Origin of the sequence: Neobacillus niacini, from assembly GCF_030817595.1 — a bacterium.
In the GTDB taxonomy this organism is placed as follows: Bacteria; Bacillota; Bacilli; order Bacillales; family Cytobacillaceae; genus Neobacillus; species Neobacillus niacini_G.
Genome location: NZ_JAUSZN010000001.1, coordinates 1509809 through 1536046, shown reverse-complemented (window position 1 = coordinate 1536046; position 26238 = coordinate 1509809). Strand labels below are relative to the sequence as shown.

25 protein-coding genes are annotated in these 26238 nt (G+C 37.1%); 19 read left to right on the top strand and 6 right to left on the bottom strand.

The window, feature by feature from the left end; translation table 11 throughout:
* Window positions 1-28 precede the first annotated feature (28 nt).
* The 5 genes from QFZ31_RS07675 to QFZ31_RS07655 all read left to right on the top strand — a co-directional run bounded on the left by QFZ31_RS07675 (window position 29) and on the right by QFZ31_RS07655 (window position 5397).
* Window positions 29-739, top strand: a complete 711-nt coding sequence (locus QFZ31_RS07675; RefSeq protein WP_307302193.1) for a TIGR02206 family membrane protein — start codon at window positions 29-31, stop codon at window positions 737-739.
* 282 nt (window positions 740-1021) lie between these two features.
* Window positions 1022-2515, top strand: coding sequence for a carboxylesterase/lipase family protein (locus QFZ31_RS07670; protein WP_307302191.1), 1494 nt, complete (start codon window positions 1022-1024; stop codon window positions 2513-2515).
* Between the two features lie 195 nt (window positions 2516-2710).
* On the top strand, window positions 2711-3676 hold the full coding sequence (locus QFZ31_RS07665) for an alpha/beta hydrolase (protein ID WP_307302190.1): 966 nt from the start codon (window positions 2711-2713) through the stop codon (window positions 3674-3676).
* Between the two features lie 209 nt (window positions 3677-3885).
* On the top strand, window positions 3886-4542 hold the full coding sequence (locus QFZ31_RS07660; RefSeq protein WP_307302188.1) for a hypothetical protein: 657 nt from the start codon (window positions 3886-3888) through the stop codon (window positions 4540-4542).
* A gap of 192 nt (window positions 4543-4734) precedes the next feature.
* Window positions 4735-5397, top strand: coding sequence for an HAD family hydrolase (locus QFZ31_RS07655; RefSeq protein ID WP_307302186.1), 663 nt, complete (start codon window positions 4735-4737; stop codon window positions 5395-5397).
* A gap of 62 nt (window positions 5398-5459) precedes the next feature.
* Here the strand turns inward: QFZ31_RS07655 and QFZ31_RS07650 are convergent, their stop codons facing one another.
* Window positions 5460-6551 carry a DUF1648 domain-containing protein gene (locus QFZ31_RS07650; RefSeq protein WP_307302185.1) on the bottom strand — a complete coding sequence of 364 codons (1092 nt, stop codon included), beginning with the start codon at window positions 6549-6551 and terminating at the stop codon, window positions 5460-5462.
* 19 nt (window positions 6552-6570) lie between these two features.
* Complete coding sequence (locus QFZ31_RS07645; RefSeq protein ID WP_179600449.1) at window positions 6571-6948, bottom strand: GntR family transcriptional regulator; 378 nt, start codon at window positions 6946-6948, stop codon at window positions 6571-6573.
* A 287-nt stretch (window positions 6949-7235) separates the two neighbouring features.
* Here QFZ31_RS07645 and spxA point away from each other — a divergent pair, with 287 nt between their 5' ends.
* The 3 genes from spxA (at window position 7236) to QFZ31_RS07630 (ending at window position 8649) form a co-directional block, all read left to right on the top strand.
* A complete protein-coding gene (spxA, locus tag QFZ31_RS07640; RefSeq protein ID WP_179600451.1) occupies window positions 7236-7631 on the top strand; it encodes a transcriptional regulator SpxA in 396 nt (131 codons plus the stop codon).
* 128 nt (window positions 7632-7759) lie between these two features.
* Window positions 7760-8173, top strand: a complete 414-nt coding sequence (locus tag QFZ31_RS07635) for an RrF2 family transcriptional regulator (protein ID WP_307302182.1) — start codon at window positions 7760-7762, stop codon at window positions 8171-8173.
* A 134-nt stretch (window positions 8174-8307) separates the two neighbouring features.
* The gene (locus QFZ31_RS07630) at window positions 8308-8649 is read left to right on the top strand and encodes an IDEAL domain-containing protein (protein ID WP_307302181.1); all 342 of its coding nucleotides are present in this window, start codon (window positions 8308-8310) and stop codon (window positions 8647-8649) included.
* Between the two features lie 66 nt (window positions 8650-8715).
* Here the strand turns inward: QFZ31_RS07630 and QFZ31_RS07625 are convergent, their stop codons facing one another.
* Window positions 8716-9513, bottom strand: coding sequence for a Cof-type HAD-IIB family hydrolase (locus QFZ31_RS07625; RefSeq protein WP_307302180.1), 798 nt, complete (start codon window positions 9511-9513; stop codon window positions 8716-8718).
* A gap of 412 nt (window positions 9514-9925) precedes the next feature.
* On the bottom strand, window positions 9926-12958 hold the full coding sequence (locus tag QFZ31_RS07620) for an efflux RND transporter permease subunit (protein WP_307302178.1): 3033 nt from the start codon (window positions 12956-12958) through the stop codon (window positions 9926-9928).
* A gap of 326 nt (window positions 12959-13284) precedes the next feature.
* Between QFZ31_RS07620 and QFZ31_RS07615 the strand changes: the two genes are divergently transcribed.
* The 5 genes from QFZ31_RS07615 to fdhD all read left to right on the top strand — a co-directional run bounded on the left by QFZ31_RS07615 (window position 13285) and on the right by fdhD (window position 19512).
* Window positions 13285-13992: a DNA alkylation repair protein gene (locus QFZ31_RS07615; RefSeq protein ID WP_307302176.1), complete on the top strand. Its 708-nt coding sequence runs from the start codon at window positions 13285-13287 to the stop codon at window positions 13990-13992.
* A gap of 426 nt (window positions 13993-14418) precedes the next feature.
* Window positions 14419-15690, top strand: a complete 1272-nt coding sequence (locus QFZ31_RS07610; protein ID WP_307302174.1) for an OFA family MFS transporter — start codon at window positions 14419-14421, stop codon at window positions 15688-15690.
* 97 nt (window positions 15691-15787) lie between these two features.
* Window positions 15788-16150 carry a DUF2294 domain-containing protein gene (locus QFZ31_RS07605; RefSeq protein WP_179601118.1) on the top strand — a complete coding sequence of 121 codons (363 nt, stop codon included), beginning with the start codon at window positions 15788-15790 and terminating at the stop codon, window positions 16148-16150.
* A gap of 154 nt (window positions 16151-16304) precedes the next feature.
* Complete coding sequence (locus tag QFZ31_RS07600) at window positions 16305-18662, top strand: FdhF/YdeP family oxidoreductase (RefSeq protein ID WP_307302172.1); 2358 nt, start codon at window positions 16305-16307, stop codon at window positions 18660-18662.
* 31 nt (window positions 18663-18693) lie between these two features.
* Entirely contained in the window at window positions 18694-19512 is an 819-nt protein-coding gene (gene fdhD, locus QFZ31_RS07595) for a formate dehydrogenase accessory sulfurtransferase FdhD (RefSeq protein ID WP_307302170.1), read from the top strand.
* 161 nt (window positions 19513-19673) lie between these two features.
* Here fdhD and QFZ31_RS07590 read toward each other — a convergent pair whose 3' ends face one another.
* Entirely contained in the window at window positions 19674-19766 is a 93-nt protein-coding gene (locus tag QFZ31_RS07590; RefSeq protein WP_306074098.1) for a YjcZ family sporulation protein, read from the bottom strand.
* Between the two features lie 64 nt (window positions 19767-19830).
* Window positions 19831-19947, bottom strand: coding sequence for a YjcZ family sporulation protein (locus QFZ31_RS07585; RefSeq protein WP_179601127.1), 117 nt, complete (start codon window positions 19945-19947; stop codon window positions 19831-19833).
* A 257-nt stretch (window positions 19948-20204) separates the two neighbouring features.
* Between QFZ31_RS07585 and QFZ31_RS07580 the strand changes: the two genes are divergently transcribed.
* From QFZ31_RS07580 to mraY, 6 genes are all read left to right on the top strand, one after another.
* Window positions 20205-20672: an NUDIX domain-containing protein gene (locus QFZ31_RS07580; RefSeq protein ID WP_307302168.1), complete on the top strand. Its 468-nt coding sequence runs from the start codon at window positions 20205-20207 to the stop codon at window positions 20670-20672.
* 213 nt (window positions 20673-20885) lie between these two features.
* Window positions 20886-21485 (top strand): YitT family protein, encoded by a 600-nt coding sequence (locus QFZ31_RS07575; RefSeq protein ID WP_307302166.1) that lies wholly within the window; start codon window positions 20886-20888, stop codon window positions 21483-21485.
* Between the two features lie 144 nt (window positions 21486-21629).
* The gene (locus QFZ31_RS07570) at window positions 21630-22124 is read left to right on the top strand and encodes a DinB family protein (RefSeq protein ID WP_307302164.1); all 495 of its coding nucleotides are present in this window, start codon (window positions 21630-21632) and stop codon (window positions 22122-22124) included.
* A 609-nt stretch (window positions 22125-22733) separates the two neighbouring features.
* Window positions 22734-23114 (top strand): hypothetical protein, encoded by a 381-nt coding sequence (locus tag QFZ31_RS07565; RefSeq protein ID WP_307302162.1) that lies wholly within the window; start codon window positions 22734-22736, stop codon window positions 23112-23114.
* A 276-nt stretch (window positions 23115-23390) separates the two neighbouring features.
* A complete protein-coding gene (locus tag QFZ31_RS07560; RefSeq protein WP_307302160.1) occupies window positions 23391-24308 on the top strand; it encodes a Nif3-like dinuclear metal center hexameric protein in 918 nt (305 codons plus the stop codon).
* 279 nt (window positions 24309-24587) lie between these two features.
* On the top strand, window positions 24588-25544 hold the full coding sequence (gene mraY / locus QFZ31_RS07555; protein ID WP_307302158.1) for a phospho-N-acetylmuramoyl-pentapeptide-transferase: 957 nt from the start codon (window positions 24588-24590) through the stop codon (window positions 25542-25544).
* Window positions 25545-26238 lie beyond the last annotated feature (694 nt).

Here is a 26238-nt window from a genome sequence, read left to right as displayed (position 1 = left end):
ATCCTTCAGAAAAGAGGTGTTTGTTATCATGTTTTCTGTTACCGGAATGCAGACTTTCACATTCTTTTCAACTCCCCATGTGTTGACGTTAATTCTCTTTATTCTAACCTGTTTTCTTTTAGTGTATTACAGAAAAAGTCTTAAATCATATCAAAATATCATAAAATGGACCTTATTTGCTATCTTAATTGTTTGTGAGGTTTCTTTCCATTTGTGGTTAATTCTAACGAATCAATGGGAAGTGGCTGATCTCCCGTTACAGCTTTGTTCACTCAGTACGTTTTTATCGCTGTATTTATTTTTGAGGCCTAATCAGAAAGTGTTTAATCTGTTATTTTTTATCGGACTTCTTCCTGCGATATTGAGTATGGTCACACCGGATATCGTCTACCAATTTCCTCATTTTCGTTTCTTTAAATATTTCCTACATCATTCAGCCATTCCACTAGCTGTTTTGTACTTTATTCTCTTTGAAGGGTACAGAGTCCCTAGAAAAGCAGTTATTACTAGCTACCTTACTTTGAATGTGATTGCAGTACCCATTTTTTTCTTAAATCGATTATTGGGTACCAATTTTTTCTTCTTAGCAAGCCCTTCAGAAACAAAAACCTTACTGTCATTCTTCGGTAGTGGAATCATGTATTACATTAGCCTTGAAATAGCGGCGATCATTGTGTTTATGATTACGTATATCCCAATGGGTATTTTACTAAAAAGAGAGAATGGTACTGCAAATTGAATGGCAAAGTGTACAGCTTTATGAAAACCGTACAGTTTCTACAAAAAAGCATACAGTTTCTATAAAAAAGCGTACAGCTTCTACAAAAAACCATGCAGTTCCTACAAAAAAGCGTACAGGTTCTACAATTAACCGTACAGTGCCAATAGCAACACAACTGAATTGAGTCTAATTTAATTCTTCTTTGTAAATAACAGGAAAACGCCTTCTCCTTCTCGAATATTTTTAAATAACAACAGGAAGAGTTTGTACTGAAACTTCTAAATTGAGAGGAGAAGGGTAATGACGAACACAATCATTGAAAGCGCTTACGGTAAATTGCAAGGAGAACAAATCAATGGTGTATTTGCATGGAAGGGGATCCCATATGCGAAGCCACCAGTTGAATCACTTAGGTTTCGTGCCCCGGAGCTGCCAGACTCTTGGGAAGGGATTCGTGATGCGACCTCCTTTGGACCAGTGGCTCCACAATCACAACGAGAAATAATGGAGTTTTTTGGAAATGATATTTCAAATATGAGTGAGGACTGTCTGTACCTAAATGTATGGTCAAAAGGAGCCGATGATAAAAAGCGGCCAGTAATGGTTTGGATACACGGCGGTGCTTTTGTGTCTGGATCAGGGTCGAGCAGCTGGTATGACGGCGCTTCATTTGCTGCACAAGGTGATGTCGTTGTCGTAACGATTAATTACCGCTTAGGAATTTTCGGTTTCCTTCACCTTGGAGAAATTGGCGGTGAAGAGTACGCGACTTCCGCAAATTGCGGTATTCAGGATCAGGTTGCAGCCTTGCAATGGGTGCAGGAAAACATTGCTGCTTTTGGAGGGGATCCAAATAATGTAACCATATTTGGAGAATCCGCGGGGGCAATGAGCATTGGGGTGCTGCTCGGATTCCCATCAGCACAAGGTCTATTCCATAAAGCAATTCTCCAAAGTGGTGCTGCAGCAAATGTACATGCTTCGGAAAAAGCTACAAAAATTGCAGGTCACCTATTAGCAACTTTACAAGTAGAACCTACGAATCTTTCAAAATTAGAGGAATTGTCAGTAGAACAGTTAATTCAGGCAGCCGACCTTGTTCCTCCAATGAGCTTAGGACCAGTGATTGATGGTGTTTCATTGCCAAGACACCCGGAAGAGGCGATTGCAGAGGGTTCCGCAAAGGATATCACCATCTTAATCGGGACAAATAAAGATGAATACAATATTTTTAGTGCATTTGACCCAGCGTGGAAAAACGCAGATGAAACAAAGGTTAAACAGCTTTTTGAAAAAACATTTGGTCCACTGGTGCCGCTAATTTCAAGTTACCTCGGAGGGAACCAGCCACTATCGCAAGAACTGTATAACAAGCTGCTAACCAGGAGTGTCTTTACATATCCTGCACAAAAATTAACCGAACTGCAGGTAAAACAAGGTGCTCCTGTTTGGATGTATCGCTTTGATTGGGAAACACCGGTGTTTGGCGGTGCACTAAAATCAACGCACGCCTTAGAAATTCCATTTGTTTTTAATACATTAGATACGCCAAATACGGAAAATTTCACAGGCTCTTCCCCAGAACGTAAATTGGTTGCCAGCCAAATGCATCAGGCATGGATAAACTTTGCGCGAAACGGCAATCCAAATTCAGAAAGCCTTCCTGAATGGCCTCAGTATAATTTGAACGACCGATCTACTCTGATTTTTAATATAGATAGTGCCGTAGAAAATGATCCAAACCGTAAGGAACGGATGATTTGGGAACAGGCGACAATGATGTTGAAATCCTAAAAAGAGTGCCAGGCGCCATCTTATTAAAAGGATGGTGCCTGGCACTTTTTACAGGCTAGCCCCTATTTTGTAAAAAATTCACCACATTTATTTACTATTGCATTATAATATTAAAATATTAGTTTGATTTTTTTACACGCTCAGTGAAAGGAACTTAATAATACCTGTGAGAATAGTAGAAAAAGGAGAATTAAGTTGAAGAAGAGATTGACGAAAATTGGGATAGCTATTGTTTTGATTTTTATAATAGTAATGGGAATTGCCGGTAATTATTTTTACAATGTCGGTATTAATCGCAGCCAAGAAGGACCAAACCTTCATGGAGGGGGCAGCTCGGCAGCGGCGGCTAGTATTGAAGGATCAGAGGAACAGCAGGCAAAGATAGAGGCGTTAATGCAATGGACAGAGCAACAGAAGTTTGAGATCGTTCAAGTGAAGTCTTATGATGGCATAACATTAAAAGGGCGCTTTTTAAAGAACCCTCATTCGAACGGTAAAGTCGTAATTCTGGCTCATGGGTATAAGGGCAGCAGCGAACAAATGCCAGGGATTACAAAAGATTACTACGATATGGGATATGATGTTTTAAAACCTGATGCCAGAGGACATGGAATGAGTGAGGGGAACTATATTGGGTACGGCTGGCATGACCGGAAGGATTATGTTGATTGGATTGACTTTTTAATAAATGAGAAGAAAGAGAATACCGTTTTTCTCCACGGATTTTCAATGGGGGCCGCAACCGTCCTCATGACTTCAGGTGAAAATCTCCCTAAAGAAGTAAAAGGAATAATCGCAGATAGCGGTTATACAACGGTTAAGGCAGAGTTATCACATCAATTAAAATATCTCTACCATCTTCCAGCCTTTCCGCTCATGGAAGTAACGAGTGTCATTACAAAAATTAGAGCTGGATATACCTTTGAAGAAGCTTCGGCATTAGAGAGCGTAAAGAAAAATAAACTACCATTATTTATAATTCATGGCGAACAGGATGAGCTTGTCCCAACTGAAATGGGAACTGAAATTTATCAAGCAGCTTCTAGTGAAAAAGACTTATGGATCGTAAAAGGTGCAGGTCACACCGAGGCATATACGGTTGCTGAGGAAGAATATAAGAAAAGATTACAAAACTTTCTAGATCGTGCGACCCAAAAATAATTTAAAAGGATTGTCTTGCCAAAGCTCCCTTCCTCAAGGGAGCTTTCTTTTTTTCTGTTGACTGAAGTCATTTTTATGCCCATGGGTATCGGTCTAATCGTGGGACAATCAAGGTACATAGTATGAGATTGTGGTATTTAGTATGTGACAAGTGACCATTTCATTCGTGAATGAAAATGTTGAAATATACAAATTAGGTGGGGGAATGAATGAAAATGAATGAACAAAAACATTACAGAGATGATTTGTTGGAATGGTGTTATGCTGTTGAGGAAAATTGGGATAGTATGAAACCGAGGTTTTCAAAACTCTATGACATCGAAATCATTAAGGAATGGGAAGAATCTTGCCGCCAATTAAAAGCAAAGTTATCGGAAGACATAAATGCCGACATCGAAGACTATGAAACCGCTAATAATTTATATGAACAATGGGAACTGCTTTATAGAGAATCAATTGCTTATCCAGAAGATATTGAAGTCGATTCTGAGTATTATGTGGAAAAGGATGGACAAATCCAAATGGATGAAGATTATTTGGAAACAAACGCTCATCGTGAAGAGAGTGAGAGTGAATCTAAACAATATATAGATTTGGAGGAACTAAACCTATACCGAGAAAATTTGTTGGAATGGTGTGATAATCTGTACACAAATTGGAATAAAAGTAAACAGAGGTTGTCAAACCTTGTTGATAATGAAACTTTAGAGATTTGGGAAGGAATGTATTCCGACTTCAAAGAGAGATTACAGGAAGACCTGCCATTAGAATACGAAGACTATGAAACAGCTAATACCTTGTATGAACAGTGGAAAAATCTTCTTGACGAATCGTACTCTAATCAAAAAGAGGCTGAAGTTGAATGAAATGAGTTCGCAAATTCTGATCAAGCCATAATGGATAATTAGAAGAAAACTCCCTCTAAAAGTGGAGGGGTTTTCTTACCGATTCTAAATGGTGAAAATGAGGAAAAAGTAGCAAATTTTGCATTTTTGTGGCCTATCCAGCATTTTCATGTATAGTAGGGAGTAGAATCAATACACTGAAAGGCTGATAATATGAAGGTTGCAATTTTTGATTTTGATGGAACATTATTCCCTGAGGAGACGTTCCCGCTGTTGATGAGCCACTTAAAGAAACATCCTATCCATTTTCAAAAGTACCGGAAATTCTTCCTAAGAATTATGCCGGTCTATATAGCATACAAATGTAAACTTTACCCCGAACAAAAAATGAAAGAGTACTCTATGTGGTCGTATATTTCTGCATTTGGTTCTTCTTCCAAAGCAGAAATTGAGGAGTTTTTTTCTCAAATAGGCGGGAAGATGGGTCAAAACCTGAGTAATCAGATGTTACATCGACTAGAACAACATAAAAAAGATGGATACTACACGATGCTAGTGTCCGGAGCATATGTGCCGCTCCTTAATTCGGTCACTGAGGATGTTACTTTTGATTGTATCATTGGAAGTAATATACCCTATGAAAATGAAAAAGTGAGGAAGAATGCTCCAATAAACTACATATACGGAGAACGAAAAACTGAATATATTAATAACCATTTAGCAAACATGAAAGTGGATTGGGAAAATAGCTTTGCATATGGGGACAGTTTTACCGATTTAAATGTGCTTGAATTAGTTGGAAATCCTGTAGCGGTGAACCCTGAACCTCGTTTATTAGAAATTGCTAATCATAAGAAATGGGAAATCATATCGTAACCAAACAGCTTTTTGACAGACAAAACGAGAGCGATCCTAATCAAGGGTCGCTCTCGTTTAAGTTACAAGGTAGATAAGAATATAACGACCACGAGAGGGACGAAAACAATGATATAACCGATTGGATTAGCAAAATTGAGGGTCCAGCCAACGCCAAAGCGTTTTTCTACAAAAATGGAAGGATCATTTCGGTTGAAGTAAAAGATTCCGCCTTTCCAGTGTGTATCATCGTCGTAATCTGTTATTTCCTCTTTCACCTCATCGATAGATTGTTTATCAGAACGCCCGACCTTTACAGCAAAAACAATGGTTCCAGCTAAAACAATCACAAGGAAAATAATTGGAGTTACCATCATGACCGTACCTGCAAATAAATCAGGGTGAATCGTGGTTAATTGGAAGAAACTAAACATAACTGTTAGCAATAAACTAATTCCAAACATCAGCCAGCTTGAGTTTTTCCGTAATGTTAGCTGGCGAGTGCGTGATGCATTCAGACCGGTTGCACTTAATTTAATACCAGATTTATTCTTTCCAAGATTGATTCCTAAGAACATTACTTGCATAGCTAAAAGCGTTAGCGGCATTAAGATGGCTGAGATTGGCGTTTTATCCGTAAAGGCATCCGCTTCACCATTTATTCCCCAGTGTGTTGGAATTTGTTCTGGCAATAGGTCATATTGGAAAATCGTATACCCGATGACTCCAATTGTAATGATCATAGGAAGAAGGAAAACATACCAAGGAAGCATTTCATCATGTGATCGTACGGATAAATCAGCAACTTTAACTTGTTTTAAGTTTTCCGTCCAATTATTTTTCTTTTTTAATTGAAGTGTCTTTCCATGATAGAAAAAATAAAGGGAAAGGCTGAATAGAATAATGCCAAATTGTATGAATGTCCCGGCTAACACGGTTTTTTCTTCACCTGGAGTACTCATTAGTACCCAAAGCATATAGCTGGCTAGAACGATAAATGAAAGAAGGGCAACCATAAAGGTGTATCGCTTTTTATAAGATAAGAGTTGTTCATTTTTTATGTGCTTTTCTGGGACTGTGACGCCAAAGATGATGGTCCGTTTTACTAAATAAGGAGTAGCGGTTTGGATGCAAACGAGGATAATGGAGATAAATAGAAAAATCGCTAATGTCATATAAGTTCCTCCTTTTGTTTTAATTCTTCTTAATGTCATTAATTATGATTGAAACAAGCTCCAAAATTTGTTTTTGAGACATTCCCACCACAAGTGATTCTGCAATAAGAGGCATATATTCATCTTTTAGTCTATCGAGAGAGGATTGATTGAAATCTTGAGGTGAAGAAATAATCGCGCCTGATTTCGGAACAATCTTGATAATTCCCTTTTTTTCTAACAGGTGGTAGCTTTTATTAACCGTGTGCATGTTAACGCCAAGGTCAGAAGCAAAAGCTCTAACAGAAGGCAGTGAATCGCCTGGCTGAATCACTCCTCTAGCAATTCCTTCGATTATTTGATTGGATAGCTGCTCGTATATTGGGATGTCAGAATCAGGTTCAATTCGAATAATCATTTATTACTTCCTCCAATCTGTTCTATACATATTATAACACATCTGTTCTATTGTTTCTAGAACAATAACTTGTTGGTCTATTACAAAATGCAAATGATAAAATTAATTCATTTACCCATAAAATTACAGTTGACTTATTTAACTGTAAAAATTAAAATTACAGTATAGCCATTGAGTTTAGCTCTCTAAATTAGTTTTTAAATGTATTGTTTCTCAACTGTAATGTTTTTTGTTACATTTAGGCTGTTAAGTAATGGTTGAATGATAAAAAGGGAGTGTGTAAAGGTATGGTAACTGTATTTACAACACCAAGCTGTGGTTCTTGTCGAAAAGCAAAGGCATGGTTAGAGGAACATCAGATTGAATATATGGAAAGAAACATTATAGCTAATCCCCTTACGATTGATGAGATTAAATCCATTCTTCGCCTGACAGAAGAAGGGACGGACGAAATTATTTCGACGACCTCAAAAGCTTATCAGGAATTAAATGTAGATATTGAATCTCTGCCACTAAATGCCTTATATCAATTAATTGCGAACAATCCAAAAATGTTGCGCCGCCCAATCATCATAGATGAAAAAAGATTACAAGTTGGATATAACGAGGACGAAATAACTAGGTTTTTACCACGTAAGCTTCGAACATTTGTAAACATTGAATCGCATAAAGAGGCTAATTAAAACATTCTAAATGGAAATTAAGTTGCGTCCGAACTGTAATATTTATCATTGCAGTATTGTAAATGATATAATAATGAATAGTAGCAAAATCTATAATAGAAAAATGATGAATGTATAGGAGGCAGGTTATGAACAGTGATTTTACACTTGCCATTCACAGTTTAACTCTACTTGCATTACAGCCAGACCGGATGTCAACAAGTGAATATATAGCAGAAAGTGCCGGTGTCCACCCAGTTCGTATTCGTAAAGTATTAAGTTTATTAAAAAAACATGGTTTTATTAAATCAAAAGAGGGAACAGGCGGCGGCTTTATTTTTGCTTTAGAACTTAGTGAGGTTAGTCTATGGGACATCTATAAGATTACTTCAGAAGGTGCACTTCAGCCTAAATGTCCTGAATCAAATGAACAGTGCATTGTGGGGGCAAATATGCAAAGCGTCTTGTTTACCATTTTTTTAGGTGCTGAAAACCATCTGGGTGAATATTTAAAGGAATACACCATCAAGGAAGTTGTTAGTCTTATTAATCAAAAACAATAAAGAAGAATGGCTGGGCTTGTGCAACAGGATTCTTTTTAAAAAAACTGTAATAAAATAAATTACAGTTGATGAAGGTCTATGTAGAGAAAGCATGTTTAGAGCGGTACTATACTTTTCCAAGCGGGTGAAAAATAATGTTAAATAAAAATAATGTTCCAATGTTAGAAACAGGTGATTGGGTTAAGGGAAATTTGCTGAGTGGGGAATTAATTATCGGTTTTATTGAATCGCTAAGCAATGTAGAAGGGGTGGCAAAAGTCACGATAGTAACCAGTGACAATAAAGAAATAAATGGCAGAACAGTAGCATTTTTAACAAGCCAGCTAAAACACCTGCCTGCTGCAAATGTCAACAATAAGGAACAAATTCTTTTCCAAATTGATTTAGCGTTAGCAACAGGGGATGAAGAATGGTTTAATGAGCTATCAGCCAAATTGCATTCAATCAATCAGCTCGTAAAGGAAGTTAACGCATAAAAAGAACATCCATTAAGGAAAAACGGACAGGTGTGAATAACACCTGTCCGTTTTTATTACAGCCATCTAAATCGCATTTGATTTATATGGCTGTAGAAGATATTGTTCTATAAACTCCGCTAATCCATCATTTTCATGGTGTCCAGTAACAAAATCAGCTGCAGCTTTTACCTTTGCACTAGCGTTGCCCATTGCCACACCTGTACCCACATGCCGAAGCATTTCTATATCATTGGGTCCGTCTCCAATGGCTGCGACTTCATCAGGACGAATTCGAAATTCGGTAAGTAAGCTTTTAATAGCAGACCATTTTGAAACATTAGGAGCAAGCAGCTCAAACCCGTCATTCCAATCGACCACTTCTGCTTCCTTTTTAAACAATGCAGATAATTCAGGGCAAGGTTCTCCAGTCCGAACACTATATTTAAGGACATCTTGATAATTCGCCTGTCTTAAATCTCCAATATATCGTGGCGGAATTCGCCCAACTTTTGTCCAATAATCGATTTCTTCATTTGTTTCCTTACAGTAGAGTCCATTTGCTGTATGGATTATAACATTATAAAGACTTTCAGCGGTCAGATGGTGGAATCGTTCCTCGTTCAATCGGACAGTTTTCATCTCGGTAATTATTCCTGTTTCTTCATCGTGTATAGCAGCACCATTCAGACAGATCATAGGAGTTCGTAAACCTATTTCTTTATGGTAGGGTGCGGTTACTTCATAGTGTCGACCAGTGGCTAGAAAAACCTGTACTCCTTGATTTATGAGCCCATAAATGGCTTGCATATTTCTGCGGGAAATGCAGTTTGAGGCTTTAAGTAGTGTACCATCCATATCAATAAATATTGCACGCACATTCATTTAATCTGCCTCCTCATTGGTTGTTAGGCCAATCATATCATTTGAATATTAAATCTTAGTAAACACTGTGTATAGATTAAGTGAAGTTAATTGGGCAAGCAGGACACATTCTTTTGCAAGTTGTTTTAAAAGAGAGCTCGGAGTAGTATGTAAAATCAGTAATGGCTCCACCTACGCCAACTACCATGATAGCCACACATGCTATCCCCACTAATAATAGAATAATAAATCAATGTTAAGAGCCTGTTTTGTTGATGTTAAGGTTATGTAAAACTATTATAAAATCGCTAGGAAAATAAATAAGCCGAAAACATGCATTTTTTTATTCATCTCTGCATGTTTTCGGCTTTGTTATATTGCATACGAGTCTACTTACATTTTTGGATCCAATCAATAAGGTGAATAATACTTTTTATATTTGAATCTGCTGTTCGGTTGTTTCTGCCATTCTTTGTTTCTTTGATTTTTTAAAATACAATAATTCGTACACACATGGGATAACGATCAACGTCAAGAGGGTAGCGAGGGCCAGCCCACCAATCACGACTATCGCCAAGCTTTGGGAAACCAAGCTTCCAGACTGAGGTTCCTTAAGCAATAGTGGAATCATCGCACATATGGTTGCAACGGCGGTCATCAAAATCGGCCTCATTCTAGTAGCAGTCGCTTCAATAAGTGCTTCACGGATCGTCATATTTTCTTCATTTTGTCTCACACGGTCAATCAGAACAATCGCATTGGTCACTACAATTCCAATCAGCATAAGTGCTCCAAGCAAGGCGGTGATATCAACGGATATCCGGCTGATCAAGATTCCTAAAATAGCACCGATGGCTGCAAGGGGCAGGGAGGTTAAAATCGCGATTGGTGCTTTAATCGACTTAAACGTGATAACCATAATCAAGAACACAATTCCGATTGAAACAAGCATCGTAAAGAAAAGATCGGTAAAATCCTCCATTTGCTGGGTACTTGCTCCTCCAACGAGAATTTCTACATCCTCAGGAAGGTCCATCCCTTTATTTCCTTTTTGATCTCCGAATAATTCTAGGTTAATCTTGGTAGAGATTTCAGAGAGTTTTGCAGGATCGACGGATGCTGTGACCCGAAGATACGTTTCTCCATCTTTATGGAATTGGCTAGTTGAACTCTCAGTCTCTTTTAAGGCTGCAATTTCAGAAACAGGTATCATCCCGTTTTCGGTCATGATTGGGATGTTTTTTAAGTCAGCTTCTGTTTCTGTGTTTAGTAAAGGTTCAAGAACAACCATCGTTTGTTTTTCATTTACCGTGATGGTTCCAAGATGTGTTTGATTTAGCATGACTCCAAGCTGTTGGGCGATTTGCTGTGTATTACCTTTTGCAGGATCTACGACGAGAGAGTAGACAGTTTTCTTTTCATCTTGATTCGTAGTTACTTCCTCGACACCATCAATATCAGACACGGTTTCTTTAATACGGTTTGCTGTTTTTTCAAGCTGTTCGATATCCTCACCAACCACATCGATGGTAATATTGGTTGCTGAGCCGCCCATCATAAACGAAGCTGTGGCGACTTCTAATACTGCACCCTTATAATCGTCCTTTTTCTTTTCAATTTCTTTTAGAACCTTATCTGTATCGTCTTTATCTTTTAATAGAATACTAATGACCGCTTCGGTTGGCGAACCGATTTGACCAAATTGAGCGAAATCCGCGGAAGAACCTACTTGGTTGAAAACATATTCAACCTCATTCATTTCAGTTATTGAATTTTCAAGCTCAATAGCCTTTTCTTTGACTGTTTCAAAAGGTGTTTCATTTGGGTATTTCAAGGTGGCTGAAACAAAGTCGGCAGTAGAATTGTCAACGGCACCCTTCGGTACGGCAAAGTATGCACCTATCGATCCAGCAAACAATAGGAAGGAAATCGTAAATACAATCCATTTATGATTTAAAGACCATTTCACTGCTTTTGGAAAGCGTACCGCTGGTTTATGTTCTGGAAGTTTCGTATTTTTCAATAAACCAGCACTCATTAACGGTACCAATGTTAAGGCAACCAATAACGAGGCAAGCAGGGAATAGGTAACCGTTAAGGCAAATGGTAAAAGGAATTCTTGTAGTCCGCCGTTTAATAAACTCATTGGCAAGAAAACCGCGACCGTTGTTAACGTGGAGGCGGTAATCGCAACACCTACTTGTTTCGTTGCGTCGATCACCATTTGAACGGAGAATTTCTCTGTCTGCATTTTGCGGTAAATATTTTCAATGACAACAATACTGTCGTCAACAAGCCGCCCAACCGCAACGGCCACACCGCCAAGTGTTAAAATGTTTAACGTTACCCCGGAACGTGAAAGCAGGAACAGAGTAAAACAAAGTGATAGCGGAATAGATACAATCGTAATAAACGTTGTTCTGATATTACGTAAAAAGATCATAATCACAATCGTTGCAAATAAAGCACCTAACAGGACTTCTTTCATCATCGTTTGTACAGATGTTTCAACCATATCAGCTGAAGCAACATAGATGGTAGATTCTTGTGAATCGTATTTTTTGTTAATTTCTTTTGTTACTTTTTCAATTTCTTTACTAATGGTTACAGCGTTTGAATTACTGTCCTTCGTAATACTGATGCTTAATGCTTCTTCACCGTCGAAACGGTTGAGAAAATTGGATTGTTTTGTTTCTTTAATCGAAGAAATATCTTCTAGGGTTACGTTTGGTGCAACTGGCAGCTGTTTAAGTTTTTCGAGACTTGATACGTCGCCAATCACCTTAATATTGCTTGTTTTTCCGTCAATACTCTTTTCGCCGACTGCTAGGGCGCTGTTTTGACCTTGAAGAATTCCCAGTACACTTTGAAGGGATACTTGGTTTTGTGCTAACTTTTGATTATCTATTTTTAATGAAATCACAGGATCAACTAACCCATAGGTTTGAACTTGAGCAACACCGTCAATGTCTTTATATAACGGTTCAATTTTTTCTTTTACCAATTCCAGGTTTTCGGTGGTGAGGCCATCTTTAAAGGTTACAGCGATGTTGGAGATTGGAATCATGGAGGTATTTAGCTGCGAAATGATGGGCTTTGATATGTAAGCTGGAAGTGCCACATTTGATAATGCCTCTTGAACATCTAATTTTGCTTGTTTCATGTCTGAACCAGCTTCAAAAAATAAATCTACTTTTGAAAAGCCGTCTCCCGTTGTGGAGTAAATCGAATTTTTCCCTTTAATTCCGGTAACAGCCCGTTCAATCGGAGAAGTAACATCACTTTCCATTGTTTTTGAATCTGTTCCCTGCCCCATCGTTATAATGGTTACTTGCGGATTGTCTGCGGAAGGCAAGAACTCCATCGGTAATCTAAAATAACTAACAACCCCAATGATTAACACTAATATAGTCATCAATGAGACAGCGGCTTTATTTTGAAAAGCCCATTTCGTAAACATCGACATAGGTACATCTCCCTTTTAATATAGATAGAAAGTCCAAAATGAATCTTAACACAATTTTGTAAAAGCAGTCATTATTTACCAAAAAAATTCAAAAGTTTAACAATATCTTAATGAATTTAATCACACCGCCTCCATTGGTAGTTATATTTGACTATTTCGTCGATCCTGCTACCTAAATATCCCATATTTTCCTTGTTTTGAGGAGACTGAATTTTTTCTACGACTTAAGTCTTACTGTAGTTATGTGGCAGGATAACGGAACGAGGTTCAAGAATTTATGATGATGGAAATGTTTGATATGATGATAAAGAAGGGAGTGTAATACGATGGATTTTGAAATGGTTATGCAGGAACTGCAGACGCTCGGTAAGGAACGAATGAAAAAGATGTACATAAGCAATGGGGCGCACGAGCCGGTATTTGGGGTGGCTACAGGTGCCATGAAGCCGCTCGCAAAGAAAATTAAGATAAATCAGCCCTTGGCTGAGCAGCTATACGCCACTGGAAACTACGATGCCATGTATTTTGCAGGCATCATTGCGGACCCAATGACAATGACGGAGGCGGATTTTGAACGTTGGATGGATGGGGCGTATTTTTATATGCTCTCGGATTATGTAGTCGCCGTAACTTTGGCAGAAGCCGATATTGCGCAAGTTGTTGCCGATAAATGGATCGCAAGCGGGGAAGAACTTAGAATGTCAGCGGGCTGGAGCTGTTATTGCTGGCTTTTGGGCAATCGCCCGGACAGCGAATTTAGTGCAAGCAAGATTGCCCGTATGCTTGAACAGGTGAACGATACGATTCACGATTCTCCAGAACGAACAAAATCAGCTATGAATAATTTTATCTACACAGTCGCAATTTCTTATTTGCCGCTCCATGAAAAGGCGGTTGAAACCGCAAAGGCTGTAGGTCCAGTCGAAGTCAAGCGGGACAAGAAAAAAAGCAGTATTCTGCTTGCATCCGAAAATATTCAAAAGGAATTGGATAGAGGGAAGCTTGGTTTCAAACGCAAATATGTAAGGTGTTAGCATAGCAACGAATGGAATGCTGGCGAAAGTTCAAGCTTAATGGCCATTTATGAGATAAAGAATGATTTGATTGCAAAGGTTTGGTATATAAGGGAATAATGAAATATATCTATTGTAATGAATCCGCGACCATGTTAATATAAAATTAAATTGTGAACAAATTGTGAAATATCATTTCTCATAAAATATGAGACTCTACTAATACGAAACAGCGACCCTGTTTATCGGTTAAGAGAGCTTACTCTCATATTGTAGGTACATACCATAACTGTTGGTACTTAGCAGCGTTCCTGTTTAAGGCAAACCGTTATAAGGATTCTTTTTGGATTCCGTTTTTTGGAATTCTTGATATGAATCTTTATGACGGTTTTTTTGTTTTTTTTACGATTTGTTTAATGAAAATGTTTACATTGGGGAGAGGTCTTAATGAAAAAGAGAAAAAACCGGTGGCTAATTGCCTTATCAGCGGTCGGAATTCACATTTCAATTGGTTCCGTCTATGCTTGGAGTAATTTTACTGCCCCGCTAAAAGAATTATTTGGCTGGTCTGATTCAGAAGTGGCACTAACATTTAGTATTGCGATTTTATTTTTAGGCTTGTCTGCTGCTTTCCTGGGGCACTTTGTAGAGAAGCATGGTCCAAGAAAAGCGGGATTACTTGCAGCAACATTCTTTGGTATTGGTATCATTGGTTCAGGTCTTGCTGTTAACTTAGGTTCAAAATCGTTATTATACTTTTTTTACGGTGCGCTTGGCGGCATTGGCTTAGGGGTAGGCTATATTGCTCCCGTTTCAACGCTGGTAAAATGGTTCCCAGATCGACGAGGATTAGCGACTGGACTCGCGATCATGGGCTTTGGGTTTGCAGCTGCAATCAGCAGCCCGATTATGAACATGCTGATCACTTCTGTGGGTGTTGCAAATACATTTTTCATATTAGGGAGCTCTTATTTTGTCATTATGACTCTTTCTTCTCTTTATCTTGAAAAGCCAGAGGAAGGGTGGATGCCAGAAGGCTTTAAAGAAAAAATCCAAAATGGAAAAGCGAAACCAACAATGGATTTATCTCAGCTTATGGCGAATGAGGCTGTAAAAACAAAAAGGTTCTGGTATTTGTGGATGATGTTATTCATTAACATTACTTGCGGTATCGCCATTTTAGCAGTTGCTAAACCGCTTGCGATGGAAAGTATTGGAATTGATATGGCGGCTGCAGCAGCCCTGGTTGGAGCAATTGGAATTTTTAACGGTCTAGGTCGAATTGGCTGGGCAAGCCTTTCAGATATAATAGGAAGACCTACTACTTACACGGCTTTTTTTGTTCTGCAGATGATCATCTTCTTTATCCTTCCAGATGTATCGATTAATTGGTTGTTTATCTGCCTGTTAATTGTCGTGTACACCTGTTATGGCGGTGGCTTTTCAGCAGTACCGGCATTTATTGGAGACATTTTTGGTACGAAGCAGTTGGGAGCCATTCATGGTTACATCTTAACCGCATGGGCAGCAGCAGGACTGGTTGGTCCATTATTTGCTGCATGGATTAAGGATACAACAGGAAGCTACTCCGGCAGCTTAACATTTTTCTCAGGATTATTCGTGGTCGCACTTATCATCTCCCTACTGATTCGACTTGATATTAAGAAATTGAAGGCACAACAAGGTGTTGATTCATCATCAAAAAATCAAGCAAGTTAGTAATCTGGCTAATAATATTGTATACTTATCCCATAAAAACAACATTAGCACAGTGAATATAAGAATTAAATGTAAGTGAAATGAGATGAAAATCATAGTGAATAAATATGAAGCAGAATTTAGTAATATTGTTCGCGCGTATCGAAAACGCCATATGGGAAAAGGCCCAAGTCAAGTGAGAACAACCTTTTGTAAGTGCTGGGCAATTTCTGAATTAGAAGGAAATTTATCACCGATTGAAAAATTTATTGCAACAGCAGATGATGGAAAACAAATGCTCCGTGCTGCTAGAACGGAAATGGTCAAAGAGATTTATAAGAAAAACCATCCTGTTGAAATGGAGGAACTGTTAGGTGCTAACTTCCTTCATGTATTTGTCGATATTGATATTGAAGAGGACAGAGGGATGTCGATCTTCGTTTTTGATCAAGATATTGAAAAAAAGTTTACAGAATTGTAACGAATACTTCTACCCAACTACATTTTGTTGGCACTTGGCAGCGAACCTGTTAAAGACTAACCACCTCGGAGAATTCACCTTAGTATTAAAGGCTCTCCTTGGTGGTTTTTTAATTGGTTATTTAGAATTGGGAACTCTAGAGGAGGAAATATAAATGGGAAAAACATTACATCCAGGACCACAAAAGAAAGCAAAAATGCCTGCTCCTGAACATTGGGTAAGTCCAATTCCGTTTGGATTAGGAAAAATTAAGCCAAAACATATTCGTGATACGATGAAAATCGCATGGGATAATCGAGATAATATAGGCTATGCAGCAGACATTATTACGAAAGGTGTTTGTGACGGCTGTGCACTTGGTGTATCTGGTTTATATGATCAGACATTGGAAGGACCGCATGTTTGTACGACACGTATGAATGTTTTAAGGCTAAATACGATGCCTGCCATTAAGCCGGAAATTCTTCATGCCGATATAGATGAATTAAGAAAGTATGATAGCACGGAACTCCGAAAACTCGGCCGTATTCCTTATCCGATGATTCGCAGAAAAGGAGAACGAAAATTTTCTAGGATTGAATGGGATGAGGCTATGGATTTAATAGCTGACAAAATGAAAAGGTTGAATCCAAAGCAATATTCGTTTTATCTAACTGCTCGTGGAATTACCAATGAAAGCTATTATGTTGCTGCAAAAGTAGCACGTTTTCTTGGTACAAATCACATAGATAACGCTTCAAGAATTTGTCATGCTCCAAGTAAGACAGCTTTAAAACGCTCGATTGGAGTAGGGGCTTCGACATCGAATTATTTGGATTGGATCGGAACTGATGTCTTATTGTTTTGGGGGAGTGTCGCTTCAAACTCTTCACCTGTATCTTCAAAATACATGCTTGAAGCAAAGAAAAAGGGAACCAAAATTATCGTTGTCAACCCATACCGTGAGCCGGCAATGGATAAATATTGGATTCCTTCTAATCCTGAGTCTGCCTTATTCGGAACGAAAATTGCCGATGATTTCTACCAAGTCAATATTGGCGGAGATATTGCCTTTATGCATGGAATTATGAAGCATTGGTTTTCGATGGAAGAAAAAGTATGTGGTTCAGCGATCAACCATGAGTTTGTTCAAGAACATGTGAACGGATATGAAGAATTAAAGAGTAAAGTACAGGAACAAAGCTGGGAAGAAATTATAGAATCTTCAGGTGTATCAAAAGAACGGATTATTGAATTAGCTGAAGTTTTAGCAAACAGTAAAAACGCTGTTTATGCGTGGGCGCTTGGACTAACGATGCACTCCTTTGCAACAGATAACATCTCGCAAGTGGCAAATCTGGCACTGCTTCGCGGCCACCTAGGACGTAAACACGCTGGCCTTATGCCATTCCGTGGACACTCCAGTGTTCAGGGAAGCGGTGAAATGGGAGCAGATCCATTCGTGCTGCCTGGCGGCGGCTGGGATGCGAAGAATGTAGAAAGAATCGAGCAAATTTGGGGATTTGAGCTTCCAAAATGGCAGGGCGATATCGTTGGGGTGACCTTGGAAAACATCGTGCTACCAGAAGACCATGAACGGAAAGTGAAGCTTTATTACTTATCTGGCGGTAACTTTTTAGAAACGATGCCGGACCCAGATTTCATTGAATATGCGTTATCAGAGCTCGAAATTCGTGTCCATCAAGATATTATTTTAAATACCTCCACACTTGTCGATGCAAAAGAAGCAGTCATCGTACTGCCTGCAAAAACACGTTATGAGCAAGAGGACGGCGGGACAAGCACATCGACAGAGCGGATGGTGTACTTCTCACCTGAAATTCAAGGTAACAAAAACAAAATTGAAGAAGCACGCGCTGAATGGAAGATCTACATCGACCTTGCAAAGCGTGTAAAACCAGAAACAGCTCACTTAGTTGATTTTGCAGATGGTTTTGAGATTCGAGAGGAGATTGCGAAAGCAAATACTGATTATGAAGGCATCCAGCACTTGAAGAAGCAAGGGGATGTATTCCAGTGGGGTGGAGCATGGCTATGTGAAGATGGTATTTGTCCAACTCCGGATGGAAGAGGAAGCTTAATTCCCGTAGATATTCCTGATTTAAATAAAAAGCCAGAACAGTTCATCGTCACCTCTCGTCGAGGCAAACAGTTCAACTCAATGGTATATAAAGAGATTGATCCTTTAAACGGGGCAGGACGCTATGATGTATTGATGAGTCCTGTTGATGGGCAAAAATTAAGTATCGCTGAAGGCGAAGGGATCGTTGTCTATAACGGATTTGGTGTCTTCCAAGGGACGGCAAAGTTCGTTGATATTGCACCTGGGAATATAGAAGTTCACTTTCCAGAAGGGAACTTCCTACTGCCACGTGGCAGATACGAGAAATATGCAGGGATCCCAGATTACAACATTACTGTAAATGTTGAAAAAGCGGAGCGGTATAACGCTCGGAAAGATACGCAATATGTAGAAAAGCCAATTGCAGATCTTGAAACAGAGGTTAGCTAATAGGGATAAACGAGGAAAAGGGGCGACATCTTTGTTAAAGGAGATTACAACTTCTCAAAACATTGTCAGATATAATGGACAAAGCTTTATCGAAGAAGAGGATGAGATTGCTGTTGAAACAGCCTTAACGATTATTTTAGATGGTGACGAGTTTGCCACCATGGTTTGTACTCCTTCTGAACTGCAGGAATTGGTAATCGGTTTTCTAGCTTCCGAGGGTGTGATACGCTTTTATCAAGACATCAAATCTCTCCACATAGATGAAGAAAAGGGATTCGCATATGTTGAACTTGTGAATAAACACAATATCCAAAAAAATTTGCACTCCAAGCGTTTTATTGGTTCCTGCTGCGGAAAAGGGCGACAATTTTACTTTCATAATGACATGAAAACCGCAAAGACCGTGATGACGAAATTGACCGTTACACCGGAACAATGCCGTGATCTGATGAAGAAGATGCAGGAAAGCTCCTCTCATTTTCAACAAACAGGCGGTGTTCATAATGCGGCATTATGCACCAGTGACGGAATCGTTATCTCAAGAACCGATATCGGCCGCCATAATGCCCTAGATAAACTATTTGGTTATTGTATTATGAATCGTATTCCATTAAAGGATAAAATTATTGCCTTTAGTGGTCGAATTTCATCAGAGGTGTTACTAAAGGCTGCTAAGATCGGTGTCGGAATTATCCTGTCCAAATCGGCTCCTACCAACCTAGCGATAAATCTAGCAGAGGAACTTGGAATCACGGCCGTTGGTTTTATACGAGGTAACGGATTCAATGTATATACCCATCAGCAACGGATACAAGGAATTGAATATGATCGTTCATCAGAGGTGTTATAAGTAGATTTCCGTAAATGAGAGTCGGTTTATAGGTGCAATAAAAATGATAGAAGAGTAACTTATCTACAAGTAATAATATTTGTAAAGAACAAGCTCCAAACTCAGGAAAGTGAGTTTGGAGCTTTTTTTCATCGTCAAGATATTACGTAATTTTATTACTATTAGTTTACGAAGGATGCACCAACAATAATTAAAAGGATGAAAAGAACCACGATTAATGTAAAAGTAGATCCATTCCCATATCCATTTGACATAAATGTTACACCTCCCCTTGAAAAAGGTCATATGGTATTCCCAAAACACTATTTCGAATAGTTATTACATGAATGAAGCTCCGACAATGATAAGAAGTATGAACAATACTACGATTAATACAAAGCTACTGCCGTTATAGCCACCTCCGTAACCATAACCATTGGATCCAAACCAACCCATTTTTTTCACCACCTATTGGATGTTAAAGTAAAGATTACGTTCCCCTTGGTATATATATTACTTAACACAAGGTGTGATTGGACAAATATCATCTTTTAGAGCAAAATAACAAAGACTTCTGGTACCTCAACAATAATCTTTCAACAGAGAGCTATGAAATTAACTAATGAGGGTAAACAATCTTAAACGAGTCAAAAGTATTGTACTGTTTTTGAATTGTTACAAAGTATATTAATTAAATATTTTAGGAGGGCTTTATGAGTTATTGTGATAATATCAGAAAAATGATTGGGAATTCTCCATTAATAATTGTAAGACCAAGTGTTTTAATCGTTAACCAAGTTGGGGAAATTTTATTGTACAGGTATATAGGTGATAACTGGATGATTCCAGGAGGTATTTTACAGTTAAATGAGTCAGTTGAGGAATGTATCGATAGAAATATATTCCAAGATATAGGACTGAAATTAAAAAAATTATCGATATTTGGTGTATATTCTGGTAATGAATTAATTAATCGTGTAGAGGAAACTGGCGATGAATATCACAACGTTGCAATTGGATACCTATGCACAGAATATGAAGGAGAAATAAATCCTGATCAAAATCAAGTAATTGAAGCTAAATTTTTTAATTTAAAACACCTGCCAAAGGAAATGGATTCTTTTATCAGGAACAAGCTAGTTGAATTAAGAAGTCAATTTGAAAAAGAAATTCTTAAATAAGAATACGCATGTATTATGGAAATAAGCAGGTTGTGATAAATTGACTATAGTAGGTAAAACCGTCTACTTGTAGAAATTGTGAAAATTACAGAACGTAACTTACTTTCATACAATTCATAGTATCAATTATTTTAAAAAAATCTGTTATCATGATAATTCTTGCTCCGTCCACTATAGCATAAGTCCCTTATTCTTAATTTCAAGATGATGAATATGTATAGAATAAAAACATTGGACAAGGTGATACTTATTTTTCAGAAATTAACGGCTACGATCATTGGCAGCTTATTATTAGGAATAGGGGTAAATGGGTTTCTTGTGCCTAATCATTTAATTGATGGTGGAATTCTTGGAATTGCATTAATACTTCATTACTTCTTTCATTTTCAGACAGGAATAACAATGGTAGCTTTGAGTGTCCCAATCTGTATATTCGCTTCATTGAATGAAAGAGGCTATTTTTTTAGCAGTTTACAAGGATTGTTAATCTCTTCTTTGTCTATCGATTTGCTTTCACCCTTACGTAATCAATTCTTCGTATCCCAACTTTGCAGTGCATTAGTTGGAGGGGTCATCATTGGAACGGGCATTGGTTTAATGCTCCGATATAAGACGAGCACAGGTGGAACGGACTTAATTGCCAAAATCATTTCTGGAAAGTTTTCCTTAAATTTAGCGCTTGTTATTATTATCCTTGATGGACTTATTGTTTTTGCAGGTTTTACTGTCCTGGAATTAGACAGTTTCTTTTATTCATGCTTGGCTATTACAACTGTTGGAGTAACAACTTTTTTGATTGGGGAATTAATTTGATTAGTGAGCTTGGTTCATGAAGGGGGATTCTCTTTCCATTTAAATTCTGAAGTCATGTGGTTTTACACTTTTGGACTTGATGAAATGATCAAGCAGGGGATGGACGAAATCGTTAAAGGTATATAAAGAATAGGAGTGTTGATTATGGTACATGCAAAGGATGTTTTATCGGATCAGTTGTTGGCAAATGCGAATGACCCTAGTTGGTACCTGCCATTTTCAGATTCAGTAGAAAGATTGTCAGAGGAGCAAGCATTTTGGAGGCCAAACGAAGAAAGTCATAGTATTGTTGAAATCGTGCAGCATCTACTATATTGGAATCAAACTTGGCAAACAAGGTACCAAAAATCTCACGTTAATGCTGTGCCTTCAATAGGAAATAATAATAACAGCTTTATTATTCCTGAAAATCATACATTTGCTAACTTAAAAAAACAACTATTAGAGGTGCTTTTACATTGGCAAGAGTTAATATCTGAAGAAAAAATTGAGAGTGAAGTTAATGGCTTCCCTGGACACGTGAAATGGTGGGAGGTACTAGGAAATGTTTCAACTCATAACGCATATCACATTGGTCAGATCATTTATATCAGGAAGTTGCAAAGTAGCTGGAAAATAGATTCTGGAGAAGATGAATAAATAAAAGTTCTACTTATACCTTCTTGAACTAAAAGATGTGAATATTTGAGTTGTCATCATGGCAACTCTTTTTATATTTTGGATGTGGGGTAACAGCCATATACAATCCAATATACAATACAAGTCTAAGCCTAAGAGTACCTGGTTCAGGGAATATAAGGGCCATTCGGCAATTAATATGATATTTCTACATAATGAATAAATGTCCCAATTACCATATAAGTTTCTAGTTATTTATACACATTTTAATCAATTATTTTATTATATTTCCATAAAGTTCTATTAATCATGTTTATTTCCCCCATTATAAGAAAAAATACTCTACTAAAAAATATTGATTTCGACAAAAACAGAATCATTTTTCCTGATAATAACCTAAAATCCTATTTAAATATTGTTTAAATGACAATCTTTTTCACCAAACCTCTTAACATATAATCTAACGAACTAAGCTTAAATCCCCCAATTTACTCTGATTTATGGTGTATGTACAATTCTATTTGTATTTATTTACTAGAATGGTTAGTAAATTCCTATTTTATAATTACTAATCTCATAAAAATAGTGAAATAAATATAAAACTTAAATCAAAAAAAGGGGGCAAGGTTAATGAGAAAGAGTAAATTGAAGGCAGTTAAAGTGATGACGACTGTAGCGGTAACATCCTTAATTCTTTCATCCTACACTGTTTTTGCGGAAACCAATAATACATCAACCGCAACTACAGATGAAGCAGCATTGCAAGCTTTCTTTAAGCAAGCGAGTGAAAAGAGTTGGTTAAAGGACCAACAGATTGATCAAGAGCAAGGGATAGTAGACCAAGCCCACAAGGCAGTTGATGATCAGTATGCTCCTAACGATTCTGTACGTGTGATTGTGGAATTGACGGAAGAACCTGTAAGCAGTGCCAAAGGACATGAATCTGAAAAGAAAAAATTAAAGCAAGCTCATCAATCCTTGATCAAAGAGATGAAAGAATCGAAAAAGTAGAAAATAAAAGAGCGACATCACTTTGTAACAGGTATGAATGATTTCAGTATGGATACAGAGTTCAAACGTTTGTTTTATTTATTTCATTTTTAGACTCAGAATGATTTAGTTTTTATACTACAAACGGGTGCGAGAGTTTTAGATTGCAAGCTCCTTCGGCGGCTTTTTTGCTTGTTCCACTAACGGATCAGGTTAATTGAAGAAGAATTCTCCTATCACTGGTTGGTTAAGTGAATAATTGAAAAAATAGTAATTTTATAGAGAGGATGGCTAATTTTGACAGAACTTAAAGAATTAGTTAGTAAATTAGACATCGAATTCGATATAAAAGCATTTGGAAAAGATCCTTCATTTAGTCGATTTATACCTAATGCATATGACCCTTTACGATTTGATTGGAAAACTGCTTTTGAAAAGGAATTTGTTGGACTTTTTAATGGACTAATGTTAAAAGGTGCTTCAATAGTGAAAAGAGTTTTTTTGGCTGTTTTTCCAACTGATTATGTATTGGAAAGGTTTCTAGAAGAAGGTAACGAGGGAGATTTATTGTTTATGCATCATCCCTTGTTTATGGAATGTGGAGACCCTAAAGGTAAATGGGGACAAGGATTTCTTCCCATTAAAGAAAAATACATTAGGCAAGTGAAAAAGAAAAAACTATCTATATACACCTGTCACATACCTATGGATTGTCATGAAAAATTAGGCACGAATGTTGCGATTGCAAGAGCATTAAAAGCTGAAATTATTGAGAGAGAATTATTAAATGAAATTAATAATGATTTTTTACTAGTATGTAATATTGAAAAAACAAACACTGATGAATTAATTTCAACATTGAAAGATATTTTTGAAGTTCCCTATGTTGATTTTGAAGGTAAAAATTTAAATGGAATTCAAAGGATAGCAATTGTTGCTGGTTGTGGAGATAAAGTTGATTGGATGAAGGAAGCAGAAAGAAATGGCGTTCAAGCATATATTACAGGTGAAGTCCATTGCCATATTGATAACGATTATGGAAAACGAAGATATAAAGAAATGATAGAGTATGCAGCAAAAACATCAATGTCGCTTATAGGTGTTTCCCACTCTGCTTCAGAATATATTGTACATAAAACTTTGATGAAAGATTGGTTTGAAAATAACTTTGACATTAAAACGGTTTTAATTCCACAGGAAAAATGGTGGTTATAAACATTTGTTTAACAAAGGGATTGCTCCAGATTATCAAGACCTAAATTAAAAAAATCCCTTAAAAAAAAGAAGAGCACATATTATACATGACTAATATGTGCTTTTCTTTTATTCAATTAAAGCGCCTTTTCTTGAATAAACATTTACATAGTAATAAGTTGGTCTCTATTAAACCTGATTTTTATACATATTATAATATTGGATTGTATGGAATAAAGGTAATGAATGAGTTTTATAGAATTTATTTTAGATAGTAAAGAGAAAAGGAGTAAATGAAAAATGAGTGATCAAATAATCCCAGCGTTAATTGCTTTTGTTGTTGTTTCAATTTTATCTCCACTATTAATTGCTGTTTTGAGAAAACTTAGGCTCATTCAACCGATAAGAAAAGAACTTCCTTCAGATCATCAGTTAAAAAAAGGCACTCCGTTAATGTTTGGAATTATTCTGTTTGTAGGAATTATCGTATCAATCCTTTTTTCACCTACTCCATTAATGTATTTCTTGTCTATTACCTACATTCTTTTTAGTTTTGTTGGGTTTTTGGATGATTTTTGGAAAGCTTCCCGTCAAGATCCAGGAGGGGTATCGGGTAAGACCAAACTTATTTTTCAATTTATTTTTACTGGTACTTTGCTTTTTTATGTGATCAACGAACTAGGCGTAGACACCAGCATTAATATTTATAAAAATATTTCCTTGGATCTTCCAATGGTGTTATATGTCATTGTTATCACCTTATTTGTCGTAGGTTCTGCAAATGCCATAAATTTCACGGATGGTTTAGACGGTCTTTTAGGAGTTGTTGCAATCCCTTCATACTTTTTCTTTTTTATGGTTTCAGATAGATCAGAGGTGCAAATATTTTGTTTAATTATGATTGGATGTTTACTCGGCTTTCTCATTTATAATATATATCCTGCCAAAGCTTTTATGGGGGATACGGGATCATTAGCTATAGGGGGATCACTTTCCTTTCTTGCTGTTATTGAGAAAGTTGAAATTTTAATTCCCATTTTGTTCTTTATATATTTTGCTGAACAACTTTCGGTTATTTTACAAGTTTCGTCATTTAAACTTACTCATAAGCGTATTTTCAGAATGACACCGATTCATTATCACTTTTGCTTAAAATATGGGTGGTCCGAAACTACAATTGTCACGGTTTTTGGATTTATTTCTTGGCTTTGTGCTTTTATCTGTTTAGCTTATTGGAGATTTCTTCTAAATCCATAAATAAAGTTATAATCATTCCAATGAATATTAGAGGTAACCAGGCAATGCATAATGCAGAAAAAAAATACCAAGGTCGAAAATCTGCCACCGCATAAATTGATGTACTAATCAATACCCCGATAATTAAATAAACGGAGATGATATCCATTTTGTCATCGAACTCCTTTTTAATATTATAAAAAGGTGCACTTGTAGGGGTACTACATTTTGGCTTAATATTAAGATTTTTTATGTTAAAACGATCTTCGACTTGAAGATCGTTTTAAGCTGGAACTCCATATACATAGCAAAAAGAAGGAATTTGTCACTCTGACAAAGAGTTACCGTACCGAACCATTTTCTTTTATTAAAAGATAAAAACTTAATTGGAAAATGAATAACTGCTAGGTTGTACCACTCGAAAGGTCGTAAGGAACGTTTTAATTGTATAGGTGAAGAAGAATATATTGCTTACCCTTATAGTGAACTAATTGTTTTTCCAGTAGAACAATCCTTTTAGGATTCTTAGAATATGTAGAATTAATCTTACGAGTATTGGCTCAAGCTTCGCCAAATACCATGATAGCCTCACATGCTACCCCCGCTAATAATAGAATAATAAATCATGGTTAATAGCCTGTTTTGTTCATGTTAAGCTTCTATAAATCTTTTATTAAATAGAATGGGAAAGATTCGTAATAATGATAAAATAAGG